The following is a 23,749-nucleotide window of genomic DNA, read 5'->3' on the forward strand; positions in this document are numbered from 1 at the left end:
AATTGCTAATTATAAATATATACAACACACACTTGTATTCGTTAAACTTGATAAAAATGACCAAAAAACTCCTAACGACGCTCCTGATCTGTGCTTCATTCAGGCTGGCAGCGCAAACTGTTAATCAGGTAACCGATCCGGTAGAATATGTTAATCCGCTGATGGGAACTGCTTCAAAGCCGAGCCTCTCAAATGGAAATACTTATCCTGCAGTCGCCGTGCCGTGGGGAATGAATTTCTGGACTCCACAAACCGGAAATATGGGTGATGGATGGGCCTACACCTATGATGCTGAAAAGATCAGAGGCTTCAAGCAAACACATCAGCCTTCACCGTGGATGAACGACTACGGTCAATTTTCAATCATGCCGGTAACAGGAAAGATGAAGTTCACGCAAGACGAGCGAGCCAGCTGGTTCTCACATAAAGCAGAGGTTTCTAAGCCATATTATTACAGTGTTTATCTGGCCGATGCAGATGTTACCACAGAGCTGACGCCGACTGAGCGTGCTGCTCAGTTCAGATTTACCTTTCCAAAGGCCGACAGCTCTTTCATTGTGGTAGACGCTTTTGATAAAGGTTCTTATATTAAGATCATACCTTCAGAGAGGAAGATTGTAGGATACTCGACCCGTTATAGCCGCGGACCGTTGCCGAACTTTAAGAACTACTTCGTAATCTATATTGACAAAGCTTTCAGTATCAGCAAAAGTTGGGATTCAAAAACGTTGAAGAATGAGCTTGAGTTAGAGGCCGGGCATGCAGGCGCTATTATCGGCTTTAAGACTATCAAAGGTGAAAAAGTGAACCTGAAGGTTGCTTCCTCCTTCATTAGTATCGATCAGGCGGAATTAAACCTGAAAAGAGAACTGGCGAATGATAGCTTCGATGCTACGATGGCAAAAGCTAAAGCTCTTTGGAATAAAAGATTGAGTGCTATAACAGTAGAGGGTGGCTCTGTGGATCAGGTACGTACATTCTATTCATGCTTGTATCGTACGTTGTTCTTCCCTCATAAGATGTACGAGCTCGATGCCAGCAACAAGATCGTTCATTACAGTCCGTATAACGGAAAAACACTTCCCGGATATATGTTTGCGGGTACAGGTTTCTGGGATACTTTCCGGGCTTTATATCCATTTCTGAACCTGATGTATCCTTCTATCAATAAAGAAATGCAGGAAGGGCTCATTAACGATTATAAAGAAGGAGGCTGGCTTCCTGAATGGTCGAGTCCTGGGTATGCTGATATAATGATTGGCAATAATTCGGCGTCGGTAGTGGCCGATGCTTATATCAAAGGTTTGAGGGGATATGACATTAATACACTGTACGAAGCCTTAATTCATGGAGCAAACAACGAAGGTCCGATCACTGCAGTAGGCCGTAAAGGTGTTGAGTATTATAACAAATTGGGTTATGTTCCTTATGACGTTAATATCAATGAGAACGCTGCGCGGACTCTTGAATATGCATATGACGATTTTGCTATTTATCAGCTAGGTAAGGCTTTGGGCAGGCCTAAGTCGGAAACTGACCTTTATGCAAAGAGGAGCCAAAACTATCGCAATCTTTTTGATCCTGCAACGGGATTGATGCGGGCGAAGAAAAAAGACGGAAGTTTTCAGACTCCTTTTAATCCTTTTAAATGGGGTGACGCGTTTACTGAAGGAAATAGCTGGCACTATTCCTGGTCGGTATTCCAGGATGTCCAGGGACTGGCAGATTTAATGGGCGGCGAGGACAAGTTTGTAATGAAACTGGATTCCGTATTTTCACTTCCTCCGATCTTTGACGAAAGTGGTTATGGCGGGCATGTTATTCACGAAATAAGGGAAATGCAGATTGCTAACATGGGTCAGTATGCACATGGCAATCAGCCGATACAACACATGATCTATTTGTATAACTATGCCGGAGCGCCGTGGAAAGCGCAATACTGGGCTCGTGAAACGATGAACCGCATGTACAAAGCTACTCCTGATGGTTATTGCGGAGATGAAGACAATGGTCAAACATCTGCGTGGTACATCTTTTCGGCTTTAGGGTTTTACCCTGTTACACCGGGAGTTGACCAATATGTACTCGGCGCTCCTTTATTTAAGAAAGCGACACTTAAACTTGAGAACGGCAAGCAGATTGTAATCAACGCTCCTAATAACAGCGATGCTAACCGTTATGTGAACAGCCTTATGCTAAATGGGAAACCGTACAGCAAAAACTGGTTCAGCCATTCAGAACTTCAGAAAGGTGCCGTTATGAATTATAACATGTCGGCCGCGCCGAACGAAAAGAGGGGAATAAATAAAGCGGATTATCCTTATTCGTTCTCCAATGATAAGAATAAATAGTACTTTAACAGGCATAGCGTTTCTTTTTGCGCTATGCCTGTTTTTTATTTGTCCGACAGGCTATCTTGCCGCCCAGCCAGTAAAGAATAGTTTACAAAAGGACGCTGCTTCCCTTGTAAATGTTTTTTTAGGTACTTCAGGTGATCACGGACAGATGTCGCCAGCGGCTTCCTATCCTTTTAGTATGCTGAGTATCGGCCCTCAAACATATCCCAATACTCACACCGGCTACGAATACAATGCGAAAAAGTTTTTAGGGTTTACACATAACCGTTTTGAAGGTGTAGGTTGCACCGGAAGCGGAGGTCTTATTTTGATCAAACCTTTTATTGGACAAAGTCCTGATAGCGAACTTATAAAAAGCGCTCAGTCCGCTTCCCCCGGATTTTACAGTGTATCTTTTACCAATAGGATAACAGCTGAACTGTCGGTCTTCCATAAATCCGGGATGCATCGATACCAGTTCCCCGAAGGCGAGAAAGGTTTTTCTATCGACTTACGTCATAGTCTATCTAACGGTTTCGTGAATGAGGAGCATCGCATTGAAAGAAACACTTTAAGCGGATGGGTCGATGCAAAAACCACTTGTAGTGCCGGTAAATACAGACTTTATTACTTTGCCGAGTTTAACAAGGGAATAAACTTGCAGGAGCAGGGGAATCATAAGCTTCTTGGAAAACTGCAGCCGGATATGAGGAGTGCAGAAATTAGAATAGCTTTATCTTCAGTAAGCATTGACTACGCGAAAGCTTCTTTATTCGCTGATGATTTTGACGCTTTAAAGCAGAAAAGTAAGAACGAGTGGAATTCGTTGCTGAATGCCATTAAGGTGAAAGGGGAGCCCGAACGTGAAAAGCTTTTTTATTCACTTTTATACAGAGCTGTACAATCACCTTATGTCATATCCGAAAAAGATGGAATTTACAAGGGAACAAACGGAGCAGAGCAACACTCTTCCGATATCAGATATAATGGCTGGGCTGTTTGGGATAATTACCGCACGCAACTTCCTCTTCTTTCTATCGCGTGGCCAGAACGATACAAGGGAATATCAGCTTCTCTCGCCGATCTTTACCGCTTCGGGAAGAAAGATTATGCTACTCAAAACGAACCTTCCAATACTGTAAGGACAGAGCACACCATCGTTGTTCTACTGGATGCTTATCGCAAGGGATATAAGGTAGAATTTTCGAAGATTATCGACTCCCTTATCAAAGAGGTAGACGGGCTTGATTTTTCACGTCCAGACAAGGCTCTGGAGTCGAGTTATGACGCATGGGCGTTGTCGGAAATACTTGGAATACTGAAAAAGAAGGAGCTTAGCGAGAAGTACAAACAAAAAGCCCTGCAGTATAAAGAATACTGGAACAAGGATTTCGAGGATCTGTCCAGGCCTGATATAGACAGAATGCAGGCAAGAGGACTGTACCAGGGTACTATCTGGCAATACCGCTGGTTTGTTCCTTTTGATGTGAAAGGATTGATCGAACTGACCGGTGGCGATAAGGAATATACGAGTCAGCTTGATCGTTTTTTTGAGAATGACTATTACAATCATGCCAATGAGCCGGATTTGCAGGTACCTCTTATGTATAATGCATCACCTGAGCCGTGGAAATCTCAGGCATTGATGCACCAGCTCGCCGCAGATACAGTTGTACAATACTATTTCAATGATAATAGCCGGGGAATTGATCCGTTTGTTGACGTTATTTATAAAAATGAGCCGGCTGCTTATATCCGGACCATGGATGATGATGCAGGGGCTATGTCGGCATGGTATGTTTTCGCCGCCTGTGGATTCTCGCCTGCATGTGTAGGCTGGCCGGTCTATTACCTGAATCTGCCTCTTTTTCAATCGGTTCAGTTTTCATGGCCAGGCCGGAAACCTTTTACGATTAAGGTAGAAAACTATTCGCCCGGAAACAGGTACATCGGCAAAGTTATTTTAAATGGAAAGGAATTAAACCGCAATTATATTACTCACGAGGAGATAATGTCGGGTGGCACTATCGTATTTGAGGCTTCAGGAACTCCTGTTAAGAATTGGGGAATAAAAGAACAGTGGATTTCACAAGTAGATAAATAAATATGAGGAAGATTTTTGCCCTTGCCCTATCAGCAACGTTTACTATTTCTGCTTATAGTCAGTCAAAAAAAGATGCTGATCTGATTCAATATGTCAAACCCATCATCGGAACAGAGAAGATGGGACATACATTTCCGGGTGCTACTGTTCCTTTCGGGGCCGTCCAGCTAAGCCCGGATACTGATACGATTCCGTATGAGATGAATGGGAAGTATAATAAGGAGGTCTACAAATACTGTGCAGGCTATCAGTACGACGACCCTACCATTGTGGGATTCAGTCACACTCATTTTAGTGGAACCGGGCATTCAGACCTTGGCGATTTTTTAATAATGCCAACTACCGGAAAACTGCAGCTTAATCCGGGGACTGAAAACAATCCCGGGAGTGGTTACCGCTCTGCTTATTCGCATGCCAATGAAACGGCTGAAGCAAACTATTACAAGGTAAAGCTGGATGACCATGGTATTCTGGCTGAACTTACTACGAGTATGCGGACGGGCTTTCACCAGTATACTTTTCCTAAGTCGGATGAGTCGCATATTATTCTGGACTTAATGGCAGGGATCTATAATTACGATGACAAGAACGTTTGGACTTTCGTGCGTGTAGAAAACGACACGTTGGTTACAGGTTTTCGCCAGACCTATGGCTGGGCCAGAACCCGTACTGTATACTTTGCTATGACCTTTTCAAAACCGTTCACTCAATATGGGATGAAGGATTATTCGAAGGGGCAGGTATATAAAGGTTTCTGGAGAAAGTTTGACCAGACAAAGAACTTTCCGGATCTCGCAGGCAGACAGATGAGGATGTATTTCGATTTTAAAACCGGAGATCAGGAAAAAATAAAGATAAAATTTGCGCTGTCTCCTGTAAGTACAAGAAATGCGCTTGAGAATATGACAGCGGAGATCCCTCACTGGGATTTTGACCGGGTGAAGAGAGAAGGACAGGATCTATGGAGAAAAGAGCTTTTGAAGATCAATATAAAGGGAAATAGCAAGGAGGAACTCGTCAATTTTTATACAGCAATGTACCATGCTGCTCTGATGCCAACGGTCTATATGGATGTTAACGGCGAGTATAAGGGACTTGATCAGAATGTGCATAAAGCCGAAGGATTTACGAACTATACTTCGCTGTCGCTTTGGGACACGTTCCGGGCCTTTCATCCTTATCTCAATATCGTCAATCCTTCAAGAAATGCCGATATAGTAAGTTCTATGATAGCCCATTACGATCAGAGTGCACTTAAGATGCTCCCTGTCTGGTCGCACTATGCTAACGATAACTGGTGTATGAGTGGTTATCACAGTGTCTCGGTTATTGCTGATGCTATCATTAAAGGCACATATAAAGGGGATGCACAGAAAGCGCTTGATGCGTGCGTTGCCACTGCTCGTCATCGTAGTTATGAAGGCATCGGTGATTACATAGATAGGGGGTATATTCCGGCTGATAAAAACGGAACTTCAGTTTCGTCAACTCTTGAATATGCTTATGATGACTGGTGTATTGCTCAGCTGGCAAAGAAATTGAACAAACCAGCTATTTATGAGGAGTTTGTTAAACGCTCGGGCAACTGGAAGAATGTGTACGATGCTTCTATCGGTTTTATGCGGCCGAGGATGAGCGATGGGACTTTCAGAAAAGATTTTGATGTTCTGAAAACTGACGGCCAGGGCTTTATTGAAGGGAATACCTGGAACTTCAGCCTCTATGTGCCACACGACCCGGAGCAGATGATCAATATGATGGGAGGGAAGAAGCGTTTTGTTAGTCATCTTGATTCATTGTTCACGATGCATCTGCCTGATGAGTTCTTTGCTGAAACCGAAGATATTACACGGGAAGGGATAATTGGCAATTATGTCCATGGCAATGAACCTTCACATCATGTGGCCTATTTGTATAACTGGACAGACGAACCATGGAGGACCCAGGAGAAGGTTCGTATGATACTCAAAAAGCAGTATCATAACGGTCCCGCCGGGCTGGGAGGGAACGACGATTGTGGCCAAATGAGCGCCTGGTATATTTTTAGTTCTCTTGGTTTTTATCCTGTGGCTCCCGCTTCAGACCGGTACTGGCTGGGTAGCCCTTCTGTTCGCTCGGCTGATATTCATTTAGAAAATGGTAAAACATTCACGGTTGAAGCGGTTAATCAGAGTGATAAGAATGTATATGTAAAGAAAGTTGTTTTAAACGGAAAGACGCTCGACCGGAAATATATTCAGCACAATGAAATTGTCGCTGGCGGCAAGGTTGTGTTTTATATGTCTTCAAATGCAAAATAAATTTGCTAAAACGATTTGTTTATGTTAATTATGCGGTATTAATAAACTAAATTATAATGAATAACTCTTTGGTATTGGGGATTGATATAGGCGGGTCGCATATAACTTCAGCTCTAATCGATATTGTGTCGGGACAGGTTTTCCGGGCAAGCTACGTGCGAAAGTTTGTGAATTCACATTTGCCGGCTGAGGATATCATCCCGGCATGGTCTGAAGCTATTAAAGCGTCGTTTGCACAAGCCGGTTTAGAGGTTATCACCAAAATTGGTATTGCGATGCCCGGTCCTCTTGATTATGAGAAGGGTATATGCTGGATTAAGGACCAGGATAAATACGAACATCTTTATGGATTAAATATAAAGGAGTTACTGGCAAAGAATTTAGGGATTGAATCTACCGATATAAAGATACTAAATGATGCCTGCGGCTTTTTACAGGGTGAGGTATTAGGAACACTTGATTCGCAATATGATTCTGTAATGGGCTTTACCCTTGGAACTGGATTAGGGTCTGCGCTATACAGGGATGGGGAGGTAACAGACGCCGATTTATGGCGTATGCCATTTCGGGATGGTATTGCCGAAGATTACCTGTCTACACGTTGGTTTATCAGAAGATATAAGGAACTAAAGGGCGAAGATGTAAAGGATGTAAAACATTTACTTGAACGCCTGGATCAGGAACCGACCGTAGCTGAGATGTTCGTTGAGTTTGGCAATACGCTTGGGACCTTCCTAAATGAATGCATCAATGCAAATCACCCCGAAGCAATAGTCCTTGGCGGAAACATTTCCAAATCCCCTGAACTATATCTTAAGCATACAGAAAAGGTTCTGGCAGAAGCTGGCAATAATGTTCCTATAACCCTAGCAAAGCTTGGCGAAGAAGCAGCCCTGATTGGTGGTGCGGGTGTGTGGAAGAAAGTGTTAACAGGTGATAAACAGCTGGTTAATAAATAACAGCTGAATAAGAATTACTATTCCAATGCAAAGAGAAAGAGCAGCGGTTGCTCTTTACAGACTGTCGTAGCCGGCAGTCTGTTTTATTATTTTCTTTCTGCAAATTCTGATTACATTTGATGTCAAATTGACTGTCATAGGATATCATACATGGTCTTTGTTCTTCTAAGTATTTGCTGCAGTGTTATCGTTTCCATTCTTTTAAAGCTTGCAAAACGGTATGAGATAAACATACCTCAGGCCGTGGTATGGAATTATCCCGTTGCTGCATTTTTTACTTTTATAATCTATCGTCCTGATCTGACCGGTTTACATATAGCCACGGCGCCAGTAACTGTGTATTTACTTCTCGGCATTCTGTTGCCTTCTCTGTTTGTGATATTGGGCCTATCAGTCCGTTACACAGGCATCGTTAGAACCGATCTGGCGCAAAGGCTTTCTCTTTTTATTCCACTTCTAACCGCTTTCCTGTTTTTCAAAGAACAGGTGTCGATGATTAAGCTTACCGGAATTATAATGGGTTTTATAGCAATTGTATGTACTATACCCTGGCAAAAAGGAACCAGAAAGTCTGAGAAGCTTGCTTCCTGGATTTATCCTTTGATGGTCTTCGCAGGTATGGGTGTTATTGACGTCTTATTTAAACAGATTGCAGTCTATAGAGGACTGCCTTATACGACATCTCTCTTTATTGTCCTTCTACTGGCATTCATCATTTCGGTTATTACATTAGTGCTTTTTATCGTTACAGGGAAGGCCAAATTTAACTGGGTGAATTTTGTGTCAGGTTTGATACTTGGCTTTTTCAACTTTGGTAATATTTTGTTCTACCTGAAAGCACATCGGGCCCTTCCTGAAAATCCTTCCCTCGTATTTTCGGCAATGAATATTGGTGTAATAGTTGCTGGCGCTATTGTAGGCGTGTTTTTATTTAAAGAGCGACTTAGCATAGTAAATAAGATCGGGATCGTCATAGCCGTTATCTCGATATTAGTTATATCATTGGCTGGGTAACTTCCCGCTAACTGATTTAAAAAAAGTCTGTTATTTCCGGCATGTTCATCATTATTTCATTCAGGTGATCCATGTTTTCTTTTGTCCCTGAGATCTGCAATACTGCATTTAATGTGTTGTTGTGCTTGGAGATCTGGACGGTCTTGCTTTTAAGCCTGTTCGCTTTTATTTTCTCTTCCAGAAGGGAGAGACTAGCACAATCTCCATCCCTGAAATTGATATTAACCGTTTTGTTCTTCTGAAGATTTTCAATAAGCCTTTCCACCCTGGTAACAAGCGATAAGATAATAAAAGTAAGAACGGTAAATATAAGGGCGATCCCATAATATCCAATTCCCACAGCCATGCCAATAGCTGCAGTTGTCCATATTACAGCCGCAGTAGTAAGGCCAAGAACAGAAAGCTTGTCTTTAAAGATAACCCCTGCTCCAATGAATCCTATTCCGGTAATAATGTTGGCAGAAATGCGGTCGTCACTACCATCACCATATCGGGATACTATGGTAAAAAGTGTAGAGCCGAGGCAGATGAGAACAATGGTCCTGAAGCCTGTAGACTTATTTCTGAATTCGCGTTCAAAGCCTATAATACCCCCGCAAATGATAGATATAATGATACTGACCAGATCCTGATATTCGATAGAAAAATCCATAGTATGTAAAGATGCTAAGTTCGAACCTTTTTAACGAAAAAAGGTTTGAAACAATATAAAGTTGTCCCCGTTGTAAATAGATAACCTTTGGAGGACATCGTATGAAAACACCATCAAAAGACGAGGATAACAAACCAGTTACTGAAGGCCCTTTATCGGAAAAGGACGAGGTAAAGAAAGCAGAAGACAGAACCCGGAAAGCCCAGGATAAGGCCAGTGTAGCTTCGGAACTAAAAATCAGATCAAAGGATAATCCAGATAATAAGGAAGAGTAATCTTTACCGAAAGCAGACCAGGAGGTTATAAACAGCGTTATCTGAGGTTATAAATTTGGCATATAAAAGCAATTTTATCTAAGTTTGGTCCATCAGCATTCACATAAATGGATTCATATTTTGGGCTAAAGAAAAATGGCAGCACGGTATCAACTGAAGTCATTGCAGGTATCTCTTCTTTTCTTGCTACCTCATACATTATTATTGTCAACCCATCAGTTCTAAGTCAGACCGGGATGCCTTTTACGGGTGTTCTTACGGCGACAGTAATAGTTTCTTTTTTTAGCAGTGTAATGATGGGGCTTTATGCCCGAAATCCCATTCTTGTAGCGCCGGGTATGGGGCTTAATGCTTTTTTCACCTTTTCGGTGGTTTTTGGACTTAACGTATCCTGGCAGGTGGCGCTCGGCGCTGTATTCTGGTCGGGCATAGTTTTTTTCCTTCTTTCTGTTTTTAATATCCGGACGCATATTGTAAAAGCTATACCACGTCCGCTTCGTTATGCTGTATCTGCTGGAATAGGTCTCTTCATCACGATGATTGGTCTATCCAATGCAAAGTTCATTGTGCCCAATCCCGCCACTCTAGTTTCTTTAGGCCCTATAACACCGGCTCTTCTTACATTCGTTGCAGGCCTGTTTGTAACTGCGATACTGGTAATGCGTAACGTAAAAGGGGGTATTCTGTTAGGTATCTTTTTTACGACACTTGCTGCTTATCCCATCGGTCGTTTGTGGGGAGTGGGTACAGATGTCCTTATAAGCTGGAAGGGGCTGTTTGCAGCGCCGGACTTTAGTTTGCTGTTTCAACTTGACCTTGTTAATTCGCTAAGCTGGGCCGTATTGCCGGTCATCTTTGCTTTTGTATTTACAGATATGTTTGATAGTCTTTCGACCTTTGTTGGTATTGCCGAAGCTGCCAATTTATTGGATGAACAGGGGGAACCCCTGAATATAAAGCGATCGCTCCTCACGGATGCTGTCTCTACAACCCTGGCAGGACTCGTAGGATCGAGCCCTGGTACGGCTTATATAGAATCGGCTGTAGGGGTGGAGGCAGGAGGACGAACCGGGTTAACAGCTGTAGTTGCAGGCTTATTGTTTTTGCCTTTTTTGTTTCTCGCACCTTTGTTATCCATCGTACCTGGTATTGCAACAGCACCGGCGCTGGTGCTGGTTGGTGTCTTTATGATCCGACCGGTTGTTAAAATAGACTGGATGAAACTCGATGATGCGATACCCTGCTTCATTGCAATGGTTTTAATACCTTTTACTTATTCTATCACTCATGGAATTACGTGGGGATTTCTTAGCTGGACCATCTTGAAGTTTGCTTCGGGTAAAAAAGAGGAGATCAGCCCAGCGCTGCTGATTATCGACATATTTATAATTCTCGCTCTGGTCATCGGATAATGCCGGATGCGGTGTTAACATTTATTAAATAAATCTTCTTCTGTGCTTTTGTTTTTCAAAAGATAGAGGACCACCTTTCTGTACAACTCATCAGGTAGAAATGGCTTTACCAGAATGTCATCCATGCCCGTTTTTTCCACCCTCTCCTTAATTTCGTCCGGGAGGTTGGCTGTAAGTGCAATAATGGGTAATGTAACGCCATTCCCCCTCATTTTCCTGGTTGCCTCATCGCCGTCCATTACGGGCATTTGGATATCAATGAGTATTAGATGGTGTCTGGCGGGCTCGACGATATTAAGGGCTTCCAGTCCATTCGAAGCTACGTCAACAGTTGCTCCCCAGCGGTTTAGAAAAGATTTAGCAACTAGCACATTCATTGGATTATCTTCAACCAAAAGAATGTTTACACCAGTAAGAGGCCGCTCTGCTTCCTTTTTGATAGTGTCGCTGATGTTTTCATGCTCAATAGTTTTGAAGCTTTTTTCGAAGGTTTGAACAAAGTAAAAGACGGAACCTTTGCCTTCTTCACTTATTAACTCAAGGGAGGAGTTTTGTAATTCTAATAACCTTTTACAAATGGACAAGCCGAGGCCTGTGCCTCCGAAACTACGAGATGTGGAAGAATCGGCTTGTGTAAACCTTTCAAAGATCACTTTTCGTTTTTCTTCAGATATACCTATTCCTGTATCCTGTACCTGTATTTTAAGGGCGACAGTATTTTCTGTCTGATCTTTAATGTCAATGCTCAACTCTACAAAGCCTGCCTGGGTGAATTTGATCGCATTATGAACAAGGTTAGTTAACACTTGAGACGTCCTGGTGGGATCGCCTTTCAGCATGCTTTGCAGGTGGGGATCGGTCTTCAATCTTAAATTAATGTTCTTTTCCTGTGCAAGTTCCTGTAATCCTTTGACAACATTACCTGCGATAGAACCAATATCCATTTCTACATTTTCAAAAGAAACTTTACCCGCTTCGATTTTGCTATAGTCCAGGATATCATTAACAATTGCCAACAGATTATTCGCCGAAAAAAGCATTACCTCAAGATGCCTGATCTTCTCTTGGGTTGTTTTTAAGCAGCAAATGATTCATCCCGATTACTGAATTGAGAGGTGTCCTGATTTCGTGGCTCATGGTGCTTAAAAAATCGCTTTTTGCCACTGATCCTTGCTGAGCTTCCTCCCATGCTTTTTTTAATGTATACGACACCCGGTTAGACAAAACAAGCGACTGAAGAAAGAAGAAGCCAACATATCCGGCAAAGCTCAGTAATTGTAAAGGCGGAATAAAGCCCCAATAATGTAAAAGCGAAATAACAAATACCGGCATTAAGGTAAAGGAGCTTAATAATGAATATACGGCCCCTGGTCTGTTGTTCTTATACGCCACCCAATACACGTAAGGTAAGTACGTGATACAAAACACCATCAGTATTAAAAAGGGATTTATTAAATTGGTAAAATAAATTGGATCGAGGCATAGAGAGGCTGCTGCAAAGCTAAGACATATAGTAACAATGACGTTTATGACACGGTCATGTACATCTTTGGGATACAGACTTTTGGTAAACAGTGAGAAGAGTCCGATGCCAAGAAACAGGCTGATGTATTCTAACCGTATAGTAATATACCAGCTTATATCTGGTAAAGCCGAATGCAAAATATAGTTTTCTGTTCCGATAATTCTGTAACTGTACACAACAGAATACATTGAAAAAAAAAGTATCGCTTTATCTCTGTTTCCGAGAAGAAAAAGACCAAGGAAAAAAAAACCGCCCATAAATAAGCACCCTGTCAGCAAAAGGTCAATAGCTTCCGTCTGCCGCCTTTTTAAGGCGACTATACTTTTTTTGCCTATTACCAATGATTTGCTGATACCACCATTTTTGTGTGAAAAATTAGCGATGTGTAAGATCACATTTAATGTATCAATGCCTGGAAGAATATCAACCGCCTTATATTCCCAATAAGGAACAAAATCTTTTTTGTTAGTACTGACCTTCCCGTTAACTGCCACCAGTTTGCCATTTATAAATAGTTGATAGGCACAATAGACATCAGGCATTCCAATACGTAAAGGCTCATTCATTTTAGGCAGCAGGATAGTGAGCCTGTAGGTAGCAAATCCAAAAGCAGGAAGTGTTTTCCCATTTATAGCAATTTCATTCCATTTAGAAGGAAAGTTTACGCGAATACCTCTGTTAATTGTGAAGTCGTTGGGTTTTAGGAATCGATTCCAATAAAAATTCCATTCGCCGTCCAGTTTTATTTCAGTTGAAAATGATTGTTTACGTAAATCTAATACACCTTTTTTTGCAATCGGTGCTACAGATCCGAAACTATAGGAGATACTACAACATAACAATAGTAAGACAATATTCAAGCTCCTCATGGCTATCATAATGCTACAAAGTATTCTTCCCTTGATACATGCTTTATTATGTTTTGTTTAGCAACCGGCATTACTTCTTTCTGTTCAGATCAAGATCATGAAAGTCGAAGCTGAAGTCGGTAAGGGGAGATATTGCTTTCATTTTAAAGCTGGATGCATTTCCTTCGTTGTCTAATACAAACATAGCGAAAGCATCGGCATCAAGGCTTCTGTCGTCCCACTTAACAATAAAAGTATTTCCTTTATAGGGCAACATTTCGCCCTTAAGCCGTCGTGATTTTTGCGATTCGAATAACAGTTTATTCCCTTCTTGTTTTATAACAACATCACCGAACCAGTGGTCATTGTACGTGCCTGTAAATACATTATTTTCACCGTTGTAAGAGCTGTTTTTTTGAGCCTCCTCTATTGTTTTCCATATGCCTTGAGTAACTTCCATTGCTTCCTTCTGAGCGGAATGAAAGTTTTCTTCATTCTGTTTTATTCTGTCGATCCCTTTTATTCCGAGAAAGCGGTCTTTAATTGTGTTCGTGATCGCTGTAAAAGCGTAGCCTGATTGCTGATTCGTTAAAACAATGATACCAAGCTTCATTTCCGGAATGAGAGTGACCTGCGTCACAATTCCTGCCAGGCCTCCGGTGTGTGACACTTGTTTGTATCCTTTCACATCAGTAAGAAGCCACCCTAAGCCATAGGCGCCGAAATGACTGTTATAAGGAGGCTGAGTGTTAACCGGTAGAATAGTTTGGGCTGACCACATTTCGCTATGCTGAGATTTACTGAATAGTTGCTTTCCTGTATTTTGTATAACACCTTCATTCAACTGCGTATTTACCCATTTACACATATCCACAATATTGCTGTAAATACCTCCTGCGGCATTAGCCGGTTCACTAATATCACGATCTATGACTTTTAGCCCGCCGTTTACAGGTGCATGAGGATCTATCACATTTGACTTATCTTTAATTCTGGTATAGGAAGCCGCGCTTCCGGTCATGCCTAAGGGCCTCATTATACGGGTTTCAATAAACTCTTCCCAACTAATGCCCGATGCCCTTTTAATAACCTCACCTGCCACTATATACAGAAGGTTGTCGTAGTCAAACTTGGTCCGGAATCCGGATACAGGCTTTAAGTACCTAAGATTATGAATGATTTCATCTGTTGTAAACTCAGCTCCTCCAGGCCAGATCATCAGGTCGCCCGCGCCGAGCCCCAGTCCGCTTCGGTGTGTCAACAAGTCCCTTATAGTGAATTCATCAGAAACATAAGGATTATATAACTTAAATTCAGGTATATAGTAGTTTACCTTGTCATCCCATTTGAGCTTTCCCTCTTCTATAAGGATTGCGAGAGCAGCAGCTGTAAAAGCTTTACTATTTGAGGCTATGGCAAATAATATATGTTCATCGGTTTTTTCGCCGGATGTGAGAGAACGAACTCCATATCCCTTAGAGTGAATAACCTTCCCGTCTTTTACAATGGCCAGGGCAATACCTGGAACATCGAACGTTTTCATCGTGTTGGTTACCAGGCGGTCTATTTCTCCCGATGAAATTACCTGAGCGTTTAGATGGCCTGTAAAACTGAAAAGCAAGAAAAAGGATGAGAGAATCAATTTCTGCGTATAAGACTTCATGATGTGTTAAGATTGTGTGTCTTTCTATATCAACAATGAATATACGGAAAGGAATTTGATTCAAAAGTATTAATGTAGATAAGTCATATGCGACAATATGACTGGCCCTTCTACTGATGTAAAGAATAGCAGTTAAGAGCACGGCGTAGACCTGTTTTGAGATGCCGAATTAAATCATTATATTTAATTTCTCCGTTAAGAAATGTCCCTTTTAGAATAAAACAGCAGAAGTAGTTTTGAAATTTTACATCCGAAATATGGTCTGCATTCGTTGCAAAATGGTTGTAAAGCAGGAGCTTAAAAAGCTGGGCCTTCATTATGTAGTCGTGGAACTGGGAGAAGTGGAAATTCTGGAAGATATTTCAGTTGCTCAAAAAGATGAGTTTAGCACTGCCTTACTTCGGTTTGGTCTGGAGTTGATGGATAACAAAAAGAGCATTCTGATTGAAAAGATTAAAAATGTAATCGTTGAACTGATTCATCATACAGAAGCGCCCTTAAAGACGAATTTCTCAGATCATTTAAGCGAAAGATTGAATCACGACTACACCTACCTTGCGAACTTGTTTTCCGAAGTTGAGGGGATTACCATCGAGCATTATATTATTACTCATAAAATAGAAAGAGTAAAGGAGTTGCTTGTATACGACGAACTATCACTAAAGGAAATCTCTTACAAATTACATTACAGTAGTATTGCTCATCTATCTAATCAGTTTAAGAAGATAACAGGCTTAACTCCTTCGCATTTTAAGAAGCTTAAAGACTATAGACGTCAGGGCATTGAAAATGTGTGAATCATGTAACTCTTTTCAAAAGAAGTGTAACTATCCGGCTCAATCGGCGGCGTATCTTTGTTCAGTGAGAATATTCACCTTATATAGTGCCATAAAATGAGAATAGACACAGCATTGATTGTTGATTGTCTGTATGTTTTCGCAAAAACTGTCTCATTATTTTACCATGACTCATAGCAGAACCTCTGCTTTTAAAACCCCAACAACATGACCGAAAAGGATCAGAATAACCTGCCTGAAATTTTATTTGTTACATCCTATCCCCCGCGGGAGTGTGGTATAGCTACTTATTCTCAGGATTTGATAAAGGCCCTTAATAATAAATTTAATGATTCTTTTACCATTCCGGTTTGCGCACTCGAATCTGAAAAGGAGATCCATAGTTATACCAGTGAAGTGCGCTATATTCTCGATACCTCGGTATCGTCCTCTTTCTCGGAAGTATCGCGTGAGATTAGTCAGAATGCTGCTATAAGGATTGTAATGGTGCAGCATGAGTTCGGTTTTTTTGATTCTGACCACGAAGCCGACTTTCTTCAATTTCTGTGTGATATCAGAAAGCCTGTCATTATCACTTTTCATACGATATTGCCACATCCCGATGCTGCGCTTAAACTAAAAGTGGAAGAAATAACTTCAGTGTGCGCATCGGTGGTGGTTATGACCCAAAATGCTGCTACAATCTTATCCAGGGACTATCAGATTCCTACAGATAAAATAATTGTTATCCCTCACGGAGTACACCTTGTTCCCCATGCTGATAAAGAGACGCTCAAGCGTAAGTACGATGTAGAAGGCCGCACAATTCTTTCTACGTTCGGGCTGATTGGTTCGGGGAAGAGTATCGAAACAACCATCGACGCGTTACCTTCAATTGTCAAGGAGAATCCATCGGTGTTGTTCCTGGTAATTGGGAAAACACATCCCAATATTATAAAACACGACGGCGAGGTTTACCGTGAAATGCTTAAAGAAAAAGTAGAGCAATTACGATTGCAGCAACATGTAAGATTTATAAATAAGTATTTGCCTTTGGATCAGTTGCTAGAATACCTGCAGCTTACAGATATTTATTTGTTTACTTCCAAGGATCCAAACCAGGCCGTAAGCGGGACGTTTTCCTATGCTATAAGTTGTGCATGCCCAATTATATCCACCCCTATTCCGCATGCAAGAGAAGTTCTTCGTGATGACGCTGGAGTGATTATTGACTTTCAAAACTCCCCGCAGCTAGCCAAAGCAGTAAACCTTCTTCTTGGAAATGAAGAGTTAAGAAGGACTTACAGCAATAATGGATTACAGAGAATAGAGCCAAGCGCCTGGGAAAATGTAGCTGTGGCATACTCTGCGTTATTCAGGCGTATTTCACGTGATATTTCCCTGGTATTTCAAATTCCCGAGTTAAATCTATCTCATATTAAGCATCTCACTACCGAGTTTGGAATGATCCAGTTTGCAAAAATCAATCATCCCGATTTGGGTTCAGGATATACTATCGATGATAACGCCAGGGCCATGGTCGCCCTGATAATGCATTATAAAGCGACAGGAGACAAAGCGGACCTTTCTTATATAGAGACCTATCTTAACTTTATAAAGTTCTGTCAGCAGAATAACGGTGAATTCCTGAATTATGTTGATGAGAACAAAGAATTTACGAAACAGAACTATGAGACTAACCTGGAAGATTCTAATGGCAGGACGATTTGGGCGCTGGGATATTTAATTGCTGAAGAAGAGTTATTTCCGGCATCATTAATTAAGACGGCAGAAGAGGTAATTAGCAGGGCTATCCCGGGAATTGAAGGTATGTTTTCTTCGAGGACGATGGCGTTTGCAATAAAGGGTTTGCATTATTACAATCTTAGAAGAGCGTCTCCTGAAAATCTCTCATTGATAAATACCCTTGCGGAGAGACTGGTGGAAATGTTTAAACATGAGGGAGAGTTACGCTGGGAGTGGTTTGAAAGTTACTTAACATACGGCAACAGCATCCTTCCTGAAGCTTTACTATGTGCTTATCAGGCGACGAATAATCTGATATATAAAGAAACGGCTCAGGCATCATTTGCTTTTCTTCTGGATAAGACCTTTACCCGGAACAGAATTAAGGTTATTTCCAATCAGGACTGGCTGAAGAAAGGCAAGGACGCAGCTGATTATGGCGAACAACCAATTGACGTGGCCTACACTATCCTGGCCCTGGATAAGTTCTACCAGGTATTTGGCGATGCTGAATATCTCAATAAAATGCACATTGCCTTTAACTGGTTTTTAGGCAACAACCACCTGCACCAGATAATTTACAATCCATGTACTGGTGGCTGTTATGATGGACTTGAGGAATATGGAGTAAACCTCAACCAGGGTGCAGAGTCTACAGTAACCTACTTGATGGCAAGGTTAACCATGGAGCAGTATACAGAAGGCAGCGGCTCCGACTTTGTCGCGTTTGCTACCGAAGAATCGGAAACCTATTAATTATAAAAGAACCATGATGAATATGATTTCGCAGAAGTATTACCGGGTCTATAAAAACGAGACAGCCGTGTCTGAAATCTCCGATTTGGATTTCAAGCCAGGCTTTGCCACTCATTTTGAAAGAGGTAATATTTATTCAATTCCCCAGGATAATAAGATGTTTTATGATTATACGGATAGAATTGATGCGATGAAGAAGGCTAAGGCTGGAGCCCTGTTTTATATTAATTTACTGATAAAGAAAGCTGAAAATGGTATTGACAATTTGAAGCAATACCGGATAGACCATTATGACGATTTAAATATAAATCTTATCGATTCGAATATCCGAAGGTTGGAGCGTGAAATGCATATCAAATAAGAGACAATATCCACAAAATAGAAAATATTATGATAAATCAAGCAGTTGAAAAACAAGTAAGAAGTATTGTGTACGATTTAAATAATTGTGCAAACGAGTATGGTTTTAAGACGGAAGGATGGCGGTTGAAAGCGGTTACTACTACTGAAAAAGCGGAGCTTGAAAAAAAGTATTATCCTACAATTTCTCTTAAAGTCGTACCTGAAGCTTTAACTGAATTGTTAAGAGCAGTGAATGAGAAGCTGGTAAAAAGTTCCTCTGACTACGAAAAGGACAGGGATACAGAGGATAAAGGCAACCGAAATTTTGAATATTTAGTTGCCTTTAATCCTGAGAGGGTCCGATAGATGAAAATTCCACCCGGCGGTATTATACCTGTATCTTTTTCCATGTACCTTTTTTAAATAAATAGTAAGCCGTAAGTGTAATTCCTACTTCTGCAATAGGAATCGCTATAAACACGCCGACTGGTCCCATTTCGAGATACCTTGCTAAAAACCATGCAAAGGGAATCTGGAAGATCCAGAAGGCGAACACGTTGATTCGTGTAGGCGTCCATGTATCTCCGGCACCGTTAAAAGCACTGGTAAATACCATTCCGCTTCCATAGATTACAAATCCTATGCTCATAATACGAAGGGCCTTAACTGCTACCTGCTTTATCTGCTCATCTTCAGTAAAGAACTGAACAAAGAAGCCTGCTGACGATAAAAACAGTACGGTAACAACTGCCATAAAGCCCATGGTGTATTTCATTGTTGCAAAAACTGAGTGTTCAGCACGTTTGAATTGGCGTGCTCCAAGGTTTTGGCCTACAAGCGTTGCTGCTGCGTTACTGAGTCCCCAGGCGGGCAGCATAAAGAACATCATCAGCCGGAGCGCGGTTTGATAACCGGCTGAACCATGATCGCCTCCTGTTGTCGCGACGAGCTGGGCAAGGAAGATCCAACTACAGCTGGCAATTACAAATTGCATCACAGCAGGAGCCGCAACTTTTATAATCGCAACTATCTGATTTTTTACCGGAATAAAATAAGTAAGCTTAATCTTGATTACATTTTGGCCGTTAAAAAGATGATATATCTGGTAAATGACACCGATGCCTCTTCCTATGCAGGTAGCTATAGCGGCCCCCGTCAGGCCGAAAGCAGGTATGGGGCCGAAACCATTGATGAATATGGGGCACAGAATAATATTGAATATATTCGCTATCCATAAACTCTTCATTGCAATTGCAGCATTTCCAGCTCCTCTGAAAATGCCGTTAATCAAAAACAAAAGCATAATGATCAGGCTGCTTCCCATCATGATTTTAACAAAAGGTGTTCCGTGGGCAACTGTTTCGGCTGACGCTCCCATTAAAAAGAGGATATCTGCGGCGAACCATACTCCGGTAAAAGCAAGCACGAGAGTCACTGCCACTGCGATTACAACCGACTGCATGCCAGCTCTCGAAGCGGCCTCCGGATTTTTTTCTCCTATTCGACGGGCTACAACCGCTGTTGCAGCCATACTCATTCCAACAGCAAGGGAGTAAATCACCGTTAGCACAGATTCTGTCAGACCCACGGTCTGAATAGCGTGACTGCTATTTTCAAGATGGCCGACAAAATAAAGGTCAACCAGGGCGAAGACGGATTCCATCGCCATTTCAAGCATCATGGGTATAGCCAACAGAATGATCGCTTTATGGATAGAGACAGAAGTAAGGTCGGTCTCTTCGCCACGAAGAGACTGTTTTAAAATGGTTATCAGTTGAGACACTTTGCCTCTTTGATTCACAGAAGGAGACATATAAAAAAATAAATATGGGAAACTAAACAAGCAGAGGTAGATCTGCAGGCATATCGGAATATGCTAATTTGTTGAAGAGGTAGTCCTCGGTTTTTAAAACCTCAGGCGGACTGCATATTGGATAAAACACACCAAACTGACCCCTTTTGGCCAATTGAAAATGCCCCCCTCTGCCAGAGCAAAGTGATCCCCTTCGGCCAAAGTAAACTGTCCCCCTTTGGCCAAATCAAAGTGATCCCCTGAAAAGAACATAAAGTTTAGTTCCGAAGGTTTCTATGGACCGGGTTTTTGTTAGCTTTTCGCTAAACACAAATCCTTGATGCCAATGTCCAATAAACCAATTCAAATGAATAAACTTAGGCAGATTATCCGTCTTTATTGCCAGGGAACCGGCACCAAGACCATTAATGGGATGGTCGGCAGTTCCCGTACTACCGTAAAAAAGTATGTTCGCGTGTGGCATCAGCTTGGTATTACCCACGAAGAATTCAGTGCCAAGAGCGATAGTGAACTGTCGGTACTTTTCATGACTTCGGCAGCCAAGACTGTAAACAGTCCCCGGCGGCAGGAACTTGAGTTACTGCTTCCTGAGTATTGTAAAAGACTAAAAAAGAAGGGTGTAACCCGTGAGCTATTGCATGTGGAATACTTAGCGAAACATCCTGGAGGTTACGGACGATCCCGTTTTAACAATGCTATCCATACTTATCTTCAGCTTTCCAAACCTGTGATGCATATTGATCACAAAGCAGGTGATAAGATGTATATCGACTTTGCCGGGAGCAAACTTCAATTTCATCCTGCTGATGGTCCTGAACGTGATGCAGAGGTGTTTGTAGCCATATTGGGCTGCAGCCAGCTTACATACGTGGAAGCTGTGGAAAGCCAGCGCAAGGAAGATCTGATCAGGGCCTGCGAGAATGCCCTGCACTATTTCGAGGGTGTGCCCCGGGCGATCGTTCCAGATAATCTGCGTTCAGCGGTAACCAAAGGGAGCAAGTATGAGGCAGTGCTCAATGATGAGTTCGCAGCTTTTGCGGAGCATTATTCGGTAACTGTAGTTCCTGCAAGAGCTTATAAGCCGCGCGACAAGTCTTTGGTGGAAGGGGCTGTTAAACTGATCTACCGGAGTATTTACCAGCGACTGGAGGGCCGCAGGTTCAGTGACCTGGAATCGCTGAACGCTGCCATACGTCCGGCGCTGGAGATTCATAACAACAAACCTTTTTCTGGTCGCAGCTATTCGAGGCGTGAACAGTTTGAAGAGATTGAACGGGAAGCCCTTGGCACACTTAACCCAATACGGTACGAAGTGCACAAACAAGTCATGGCAACAGTGATGAAGAACGGTTATGTGCGCTTAGGCGAAGATATTCACTATTACAGCGTGCCCTACACTTATATTGGTAAGAAGGTAAAAGTACTTTATACCTCTGCTATAGTCCGGATCTATTTCCATTACACGCAGGTTGCTGCCCATAAGCGCAACCGGATCAAGTACCATTATACTACTGACAAAGAGCATCTGGCCTCACAGCACCGCTTTTTAACCGAATGGACACCCGAAAAGTTTATACAGGAAGCGGAACAGATCCATGAAGATGTAGCACGATATATCGCCCAGGTACTGGAGCACAAAGCCTATCCTGAGCAGGCTTATAAATCATGTTCCGGTATCCTGAGCTTTGCCAGACGGGTAGGCTCCGACCGCCTTGCCGGCGCCTGCCGCTGGGCCGACAACATTGGACAGTACAACTATCCGGTCATAGAGGAGATCCTCCGTAAACGCCTGGACCAGCTTACCCCTGAAGATGAACCGGCCACTATTCCTCTACACAACAACATCCGGGGTAAAGAATATTATCAGTAACCAGCTATAAAATTATAAAGAATAATGAACAACGAAACACTAGAGAAGATGCGTCAGCTTCGCCTTTACGGCATGTATGATGCTTTTAAAACAAATCTGGAGACTTCAGTGAAAGAATCCCTCACGGCCGATCAGTTTGTCTCCCTGCTGGTGGCCAGTGAATGGGACGACAGACGTAACCGCTTCATCGAAAGAACCATCAGGACAGCTAACTTCAGGTACAAAGCATCTTTGGAACAGGTAGATTACTCCTTTGACCGCGGACTGGATAAAAACCAGGTGCACCGGCTGGCAGGACTGGACTTTATCAAAGAACACAAAGACCTGTTTATCACCGGTTCTACAGGAACCGGCAAGAGTTACCTGGCTACCGCTCTTGGGTATCATGCATGCCAGAACGGGTATAAAGTCATGTATGTAAATACAGCTAAGCTGATGGGCCAGTTAAAGCTGGCTAAGGCAAAAGGAACTATGCTGGCAGAACTCAAGCGGATAGAGCGTCTGGACATGCTCATCCTGGATGACTTTGGTCTGCAGCCCTTTGATCCTCAATCCAGACTTGCATTGCTTGATATCATTGAGGACAGGCACCAAAAACGGTCCACGGTGATCACGTCGCAGATTCCGGTTAAGGATTGGTATGATATCATTGGTGAAAAGACAATCGCTGACGCGGTACTTGACCGTATCGTTCACCACTCTTTAAGAGTCGAATTGTTTGGAGAATCTCTAAGGAGAAAAAAATCCAAACCGGAAAATGTATTTTTGTAAAAATAATAGTTGTTAAACCGGACTAAAAGCATCAGTTCAAAGTGCCAATCTGTACAACAACTTTTGTTCTTTTCAAACCTCAACTCTGAGGGGACAGTTTGCAGTGGCGAACGGGGGACACTTTAATTGGTATATCCAATCTAAGCTCAATTTTATATCGTACTTGCCCCTGATAAAATATTTTTCATCAAGATAGGTATTGTTTGTTCTGTAATACTTGTAAAAGTCGAGGTTGTTATCAAAATACCTTTTCAGCTTTGCAAGTTCATTACCGATATATTTCTTTATGGCTTTGCCATTGCCATAAGGCTTTTTAGTTTCTATTTTATAGATGGCATTGTGATAAATGAGCTTGGAAAGAAAAACTGGTTTTATATGTTTGAAGAAATAGATCTCTTCGTCAACATTTTTAAAACCATTTTCCATTACATAAGATTTTAGTTCAGCCATACAACCTAATAGGAGTTCTATTAATTGATGAGCTAAGCCAATCGGGTTCTCCGCTTCGGCTGTCAATTCTTCAATCTTATGTTCTAAGTTTTGTACGTAATTTTCATATTGTTTATCCATAGCTTGCAGCTTAATGT

19 protein-coding genes are annotated in these 23,749 nt (G+C 42.0%); 13 read left to right on the plus strand and 6 right to left on the minus strand.

Features of this window, described 5'->3' with window-relative positions; genetic code table 11:
- Positions 1-56 precede the first annotated feature (56 nt).
- From BDE36_RS09305 to BDE36_RS09325, 5 genes are all read left to right on the plus strand, one after another.
- A complete protein-coding gene (locus tag BDE36_RS09305) occupies positions 57-2,351 on the plus strand; it encodes a GH92 family glycosyl hydrolase (protein WP_141814650.1) in 2,295 nt (764 codons plus the stop codon).
- Positions 2,335-4,440, plus strand: coding sequence for a glycoside hydrolase domain-containing protein (locus tag BDE36_RS09310; protein ID WP_141814651.1), 2,106 nt, complete (start codon positions 2,335-2,337; stop codon positions 4,438-4,440). Before BDE36_RS09305 ends, BDE36_RS09310 begins: the two co-directional genes overlap by 17 nt.
- 2 nt (positions 4,441-4,442) lie before the next feature.
- On the plus strand, positions 4,443-6,740 hold the full coding sequence (locus BDE36_RS09315) for a GH92 family glycosyl hydrolase (protein WP_141814652.1): 2,298 nt from the start codon (positions 4,443-4,445) through the stop codon (positions 6,738-6,740).
- 56 nt (positions 6,741-6,796) lie between these two features.
- The gene (locus tag BDE36_RS09320; protein ID WP_128769287.1) at positions 6,797-7,699 is read left to right on the plus strand and encodes an ROK family protein; all 903 of its coding nucleotides are present in this window, start codon (positions 6,797-6,799) and stop codon (positions 7,697-7,699) included.
- 150 nt (positions 7,700-7,849) lie between these two features.
- A complete protein-coding gene (locus BDE36_RS09325; protein WP_141814653.1) occupies positions 7,850-8,713 on the plus strand; it encodes a DMT family transporter in 864 nt (287 codons plus the stop codon).
- A gap of 16 nt (positions 8,714-8,729) precedes the next feature.
- Here BDE36_RS09325 and BDE36_RS09330 read toward each other — a convergent pair whose 3' ends face one another.
- The gene (locus BDE36_RS09330; protein WP_141814654.1) at positions 8,730-9,365 is read right to left on the minus strand and encodes an MgtC/SapB family protein; all 636 of its coding nucleotides are present in this window, start codon (positions 9,363-9,365) and stop codon (positions 8,730-8,732) included.
- Positions 9,366-9,466: 101 nt separating this feature from the next.
- On the opposite strand from BDE36_RS09330, the gene BDE36_RS23670 reads away from it, so the two are divergent.
- Both BDE36_RS23670 and BDE36_RS09335 read left to right on the plus strand, forming a co-directional pair.
- Positions 9,467-9,640 (plus strand): hypothetical protein, encoded by a 174-nt coding sequence (locus tag BDE36_RS23670; RefSeq protein WP_161987588.1) that lies wholly within the window; start codon positions 9,467-9,469, stop codon positions 9,638-9,640.
- Between the two features lie 107 nt (positions 9,641-9,747).
- Positions 9,748-11,052, plus strand: coding sequence for an NCS2 family permease (locus tag BDE36_RS09335; RefSeq protein WP_141814655.1), 1,305 nt, complete (start codon positions 9,748-9,750; stop codon positions 11,050-11,052).
- 14 nt (positions 11,053-11,066) lie between these two features.
- On the opposite strand, the gene BDE36_RS24140 is transcribed toward BDE36_RS09335, so the two are convergent.
- From BDE36_RS24140 to BDE36_RS09345, 3 genes are all read right to left on the minus strand, one after another.
- Positions 11,067-12,068 carry an ATP-binding protein gene (locus BDE36_RS24140; protein WP_235904485.1) on the minus strand — a complete coding sequence of 334 codons (1,002 nt, stop codon included), beginning with the start codon at positions 12,066-12,068 and terminating at the stop codon, positions 11,067-11,069.
- Positions 12,069-12,096: 28 nt separating this feature from the next.
- Positions 12,097-13,455 (minus strand): 7TM diverse intracellular signaling domain-containing protein, encoded by a 1,359-nt coding sequence (locus tag BDE36_RS24145; RefSeq protein WP_235904487.1) that lies wholly within the window; start codon positions 13,453-13,455, stop codon positions 12,097-12,099.
- 61 nt (positions 13,456-13,516) lie between these two features.
- A complete protein-coding gene (locus tag BDE36_RS09345; protein ID WP_141814656.1) occupies positions 13,517-15,088 on the minus strand; it encodes a serine hydrolase in 1,572 nt (523 codons plus the stop codon).
- Positions 15,089-15,345: 257 nt separating this feature from the next.
- Here BDE36_RS09345 and BDE36_RS09350 point away from each other — a divergent pair, with 257 nt between their 5' ends.
- From BDE36_RS09350 to BDE36_RS09365, 4 genes are all read left to right on the plus strand, one after another.
- The gene (locus BDE36_RS09350; RefSeq protein ID WP_235833086.1) at positions 15,346-15,885 is read left to right on the plus strand and encodes a helix-turn-helix domain-containing protein; all 540 of its coding nucleotides are present in this window, start codon (positions 15,346-15,348) and stop codon (positions 15,883-15,885) included.
- Positions 15,886-16,092: 207 nt separating this feature from the next.
- Positions 16,093-18,366, plus strand: a complete 2,274-nt coding sequence (locus BDE36_RS09355) for a glycosyltransferase (protein ID WP_128769281.1) — start codon at positions 16,093-16,095, stop codon at positions 18,364-18,366.
- Positions 18,367-18,379: 13 nt separating this feature from the next.
- The gene (locus BDE36_RS09360) at positions 18,380-18,727 is read left to right on the plus strand and encodes a hypothetical protein (protein ID WP_128769280.1); all 348 of its coding nucleotides are present in this window, start codon (positions 18,380-18,382) and stop codon (positions 18,725-18,727) included.
- 29 nt (positions 18,728-18,756) lie between these two features.
- Positions 18,757-19,074: a hypothetical protein gene (locus tag BDE36_RS09365; protein ID WP_141814657.1), complete on the plus strand. Its 318-nt coding sequence runs from the start codon at positions 18,757-18,759 to the stop codon at positions 19,072-19,074.
- A gap of 22 nt (positions 19,075-19,096) precedes the next feature.
- On the opposite strand, the gene BDE36_RS09370 is transcribed toward BDE36_RS09365, so the two are convergent.
- Complete coding sequence (locus BDE36_RS09370) at positions 19,097-20,509, minus strand: MATE family efflux transporter (protein ID WP_244939610.1); 1,413 nt, start codon at positions 20,507-20,509, stop codon at positions 19,097-19,099.
- A gap of 358 nt (positions 20,510-20,867) precedes the next feature.
- Here BDE36_RS09370 and istA point away from each other — a divergent pair, with 358 nt between their 5' ends.
- On the plus strand, positions 20,868-22,391 hold the full coding sequence (istA, locus tag BDE36_RS09375) for an IS21 family transposase (protein WP_235904557.1): 1,524 nt from the start codon (positions 20,868-20,870) through the stop codon (positions 22,389-22,391).
- A 24-nt stretch (positions 22,392-22,415) separates the two neighbouring features.
- Entirely contained in the window at positions 22,416-23,162 is a 747-nt protein-coding gene (gene istB / locus BDE36_RS09380; protein WP_141814234.1) for an IS21-like element helper ATPase IstB, read from the plus strand.
- A 72-nt stretch (positions 23,163-23,234) separates the two neighbouring features.
- Here the strand turns inward: istB and BDE36_RS09385 are convergent, their stop codons facing one another.
- The gene (locus BDE36_RS09385) at positions 23,235-23,732 is read right to left on the minus strand and encodes an RteC domain-containing protein (protein WP_141814659.1); all 498 of its coding nucleotides are present in this window, start codon (positions 23,730-23,732) and stop codon (positions 23,235-23,237) included.
- Positions 23,733-23,749: the final 17 nt, after the last annotated feature.

It is taken from the genome of Arcticibacter tournemirensis, assembly GCF_006716645.1.
GTDB lineage: Bacteria > Bacteroidota > Bacteroidia > Sphingobacteriales > Sphingobacteriaceae > Arcticibacter > Arcticibacter tournemirensis.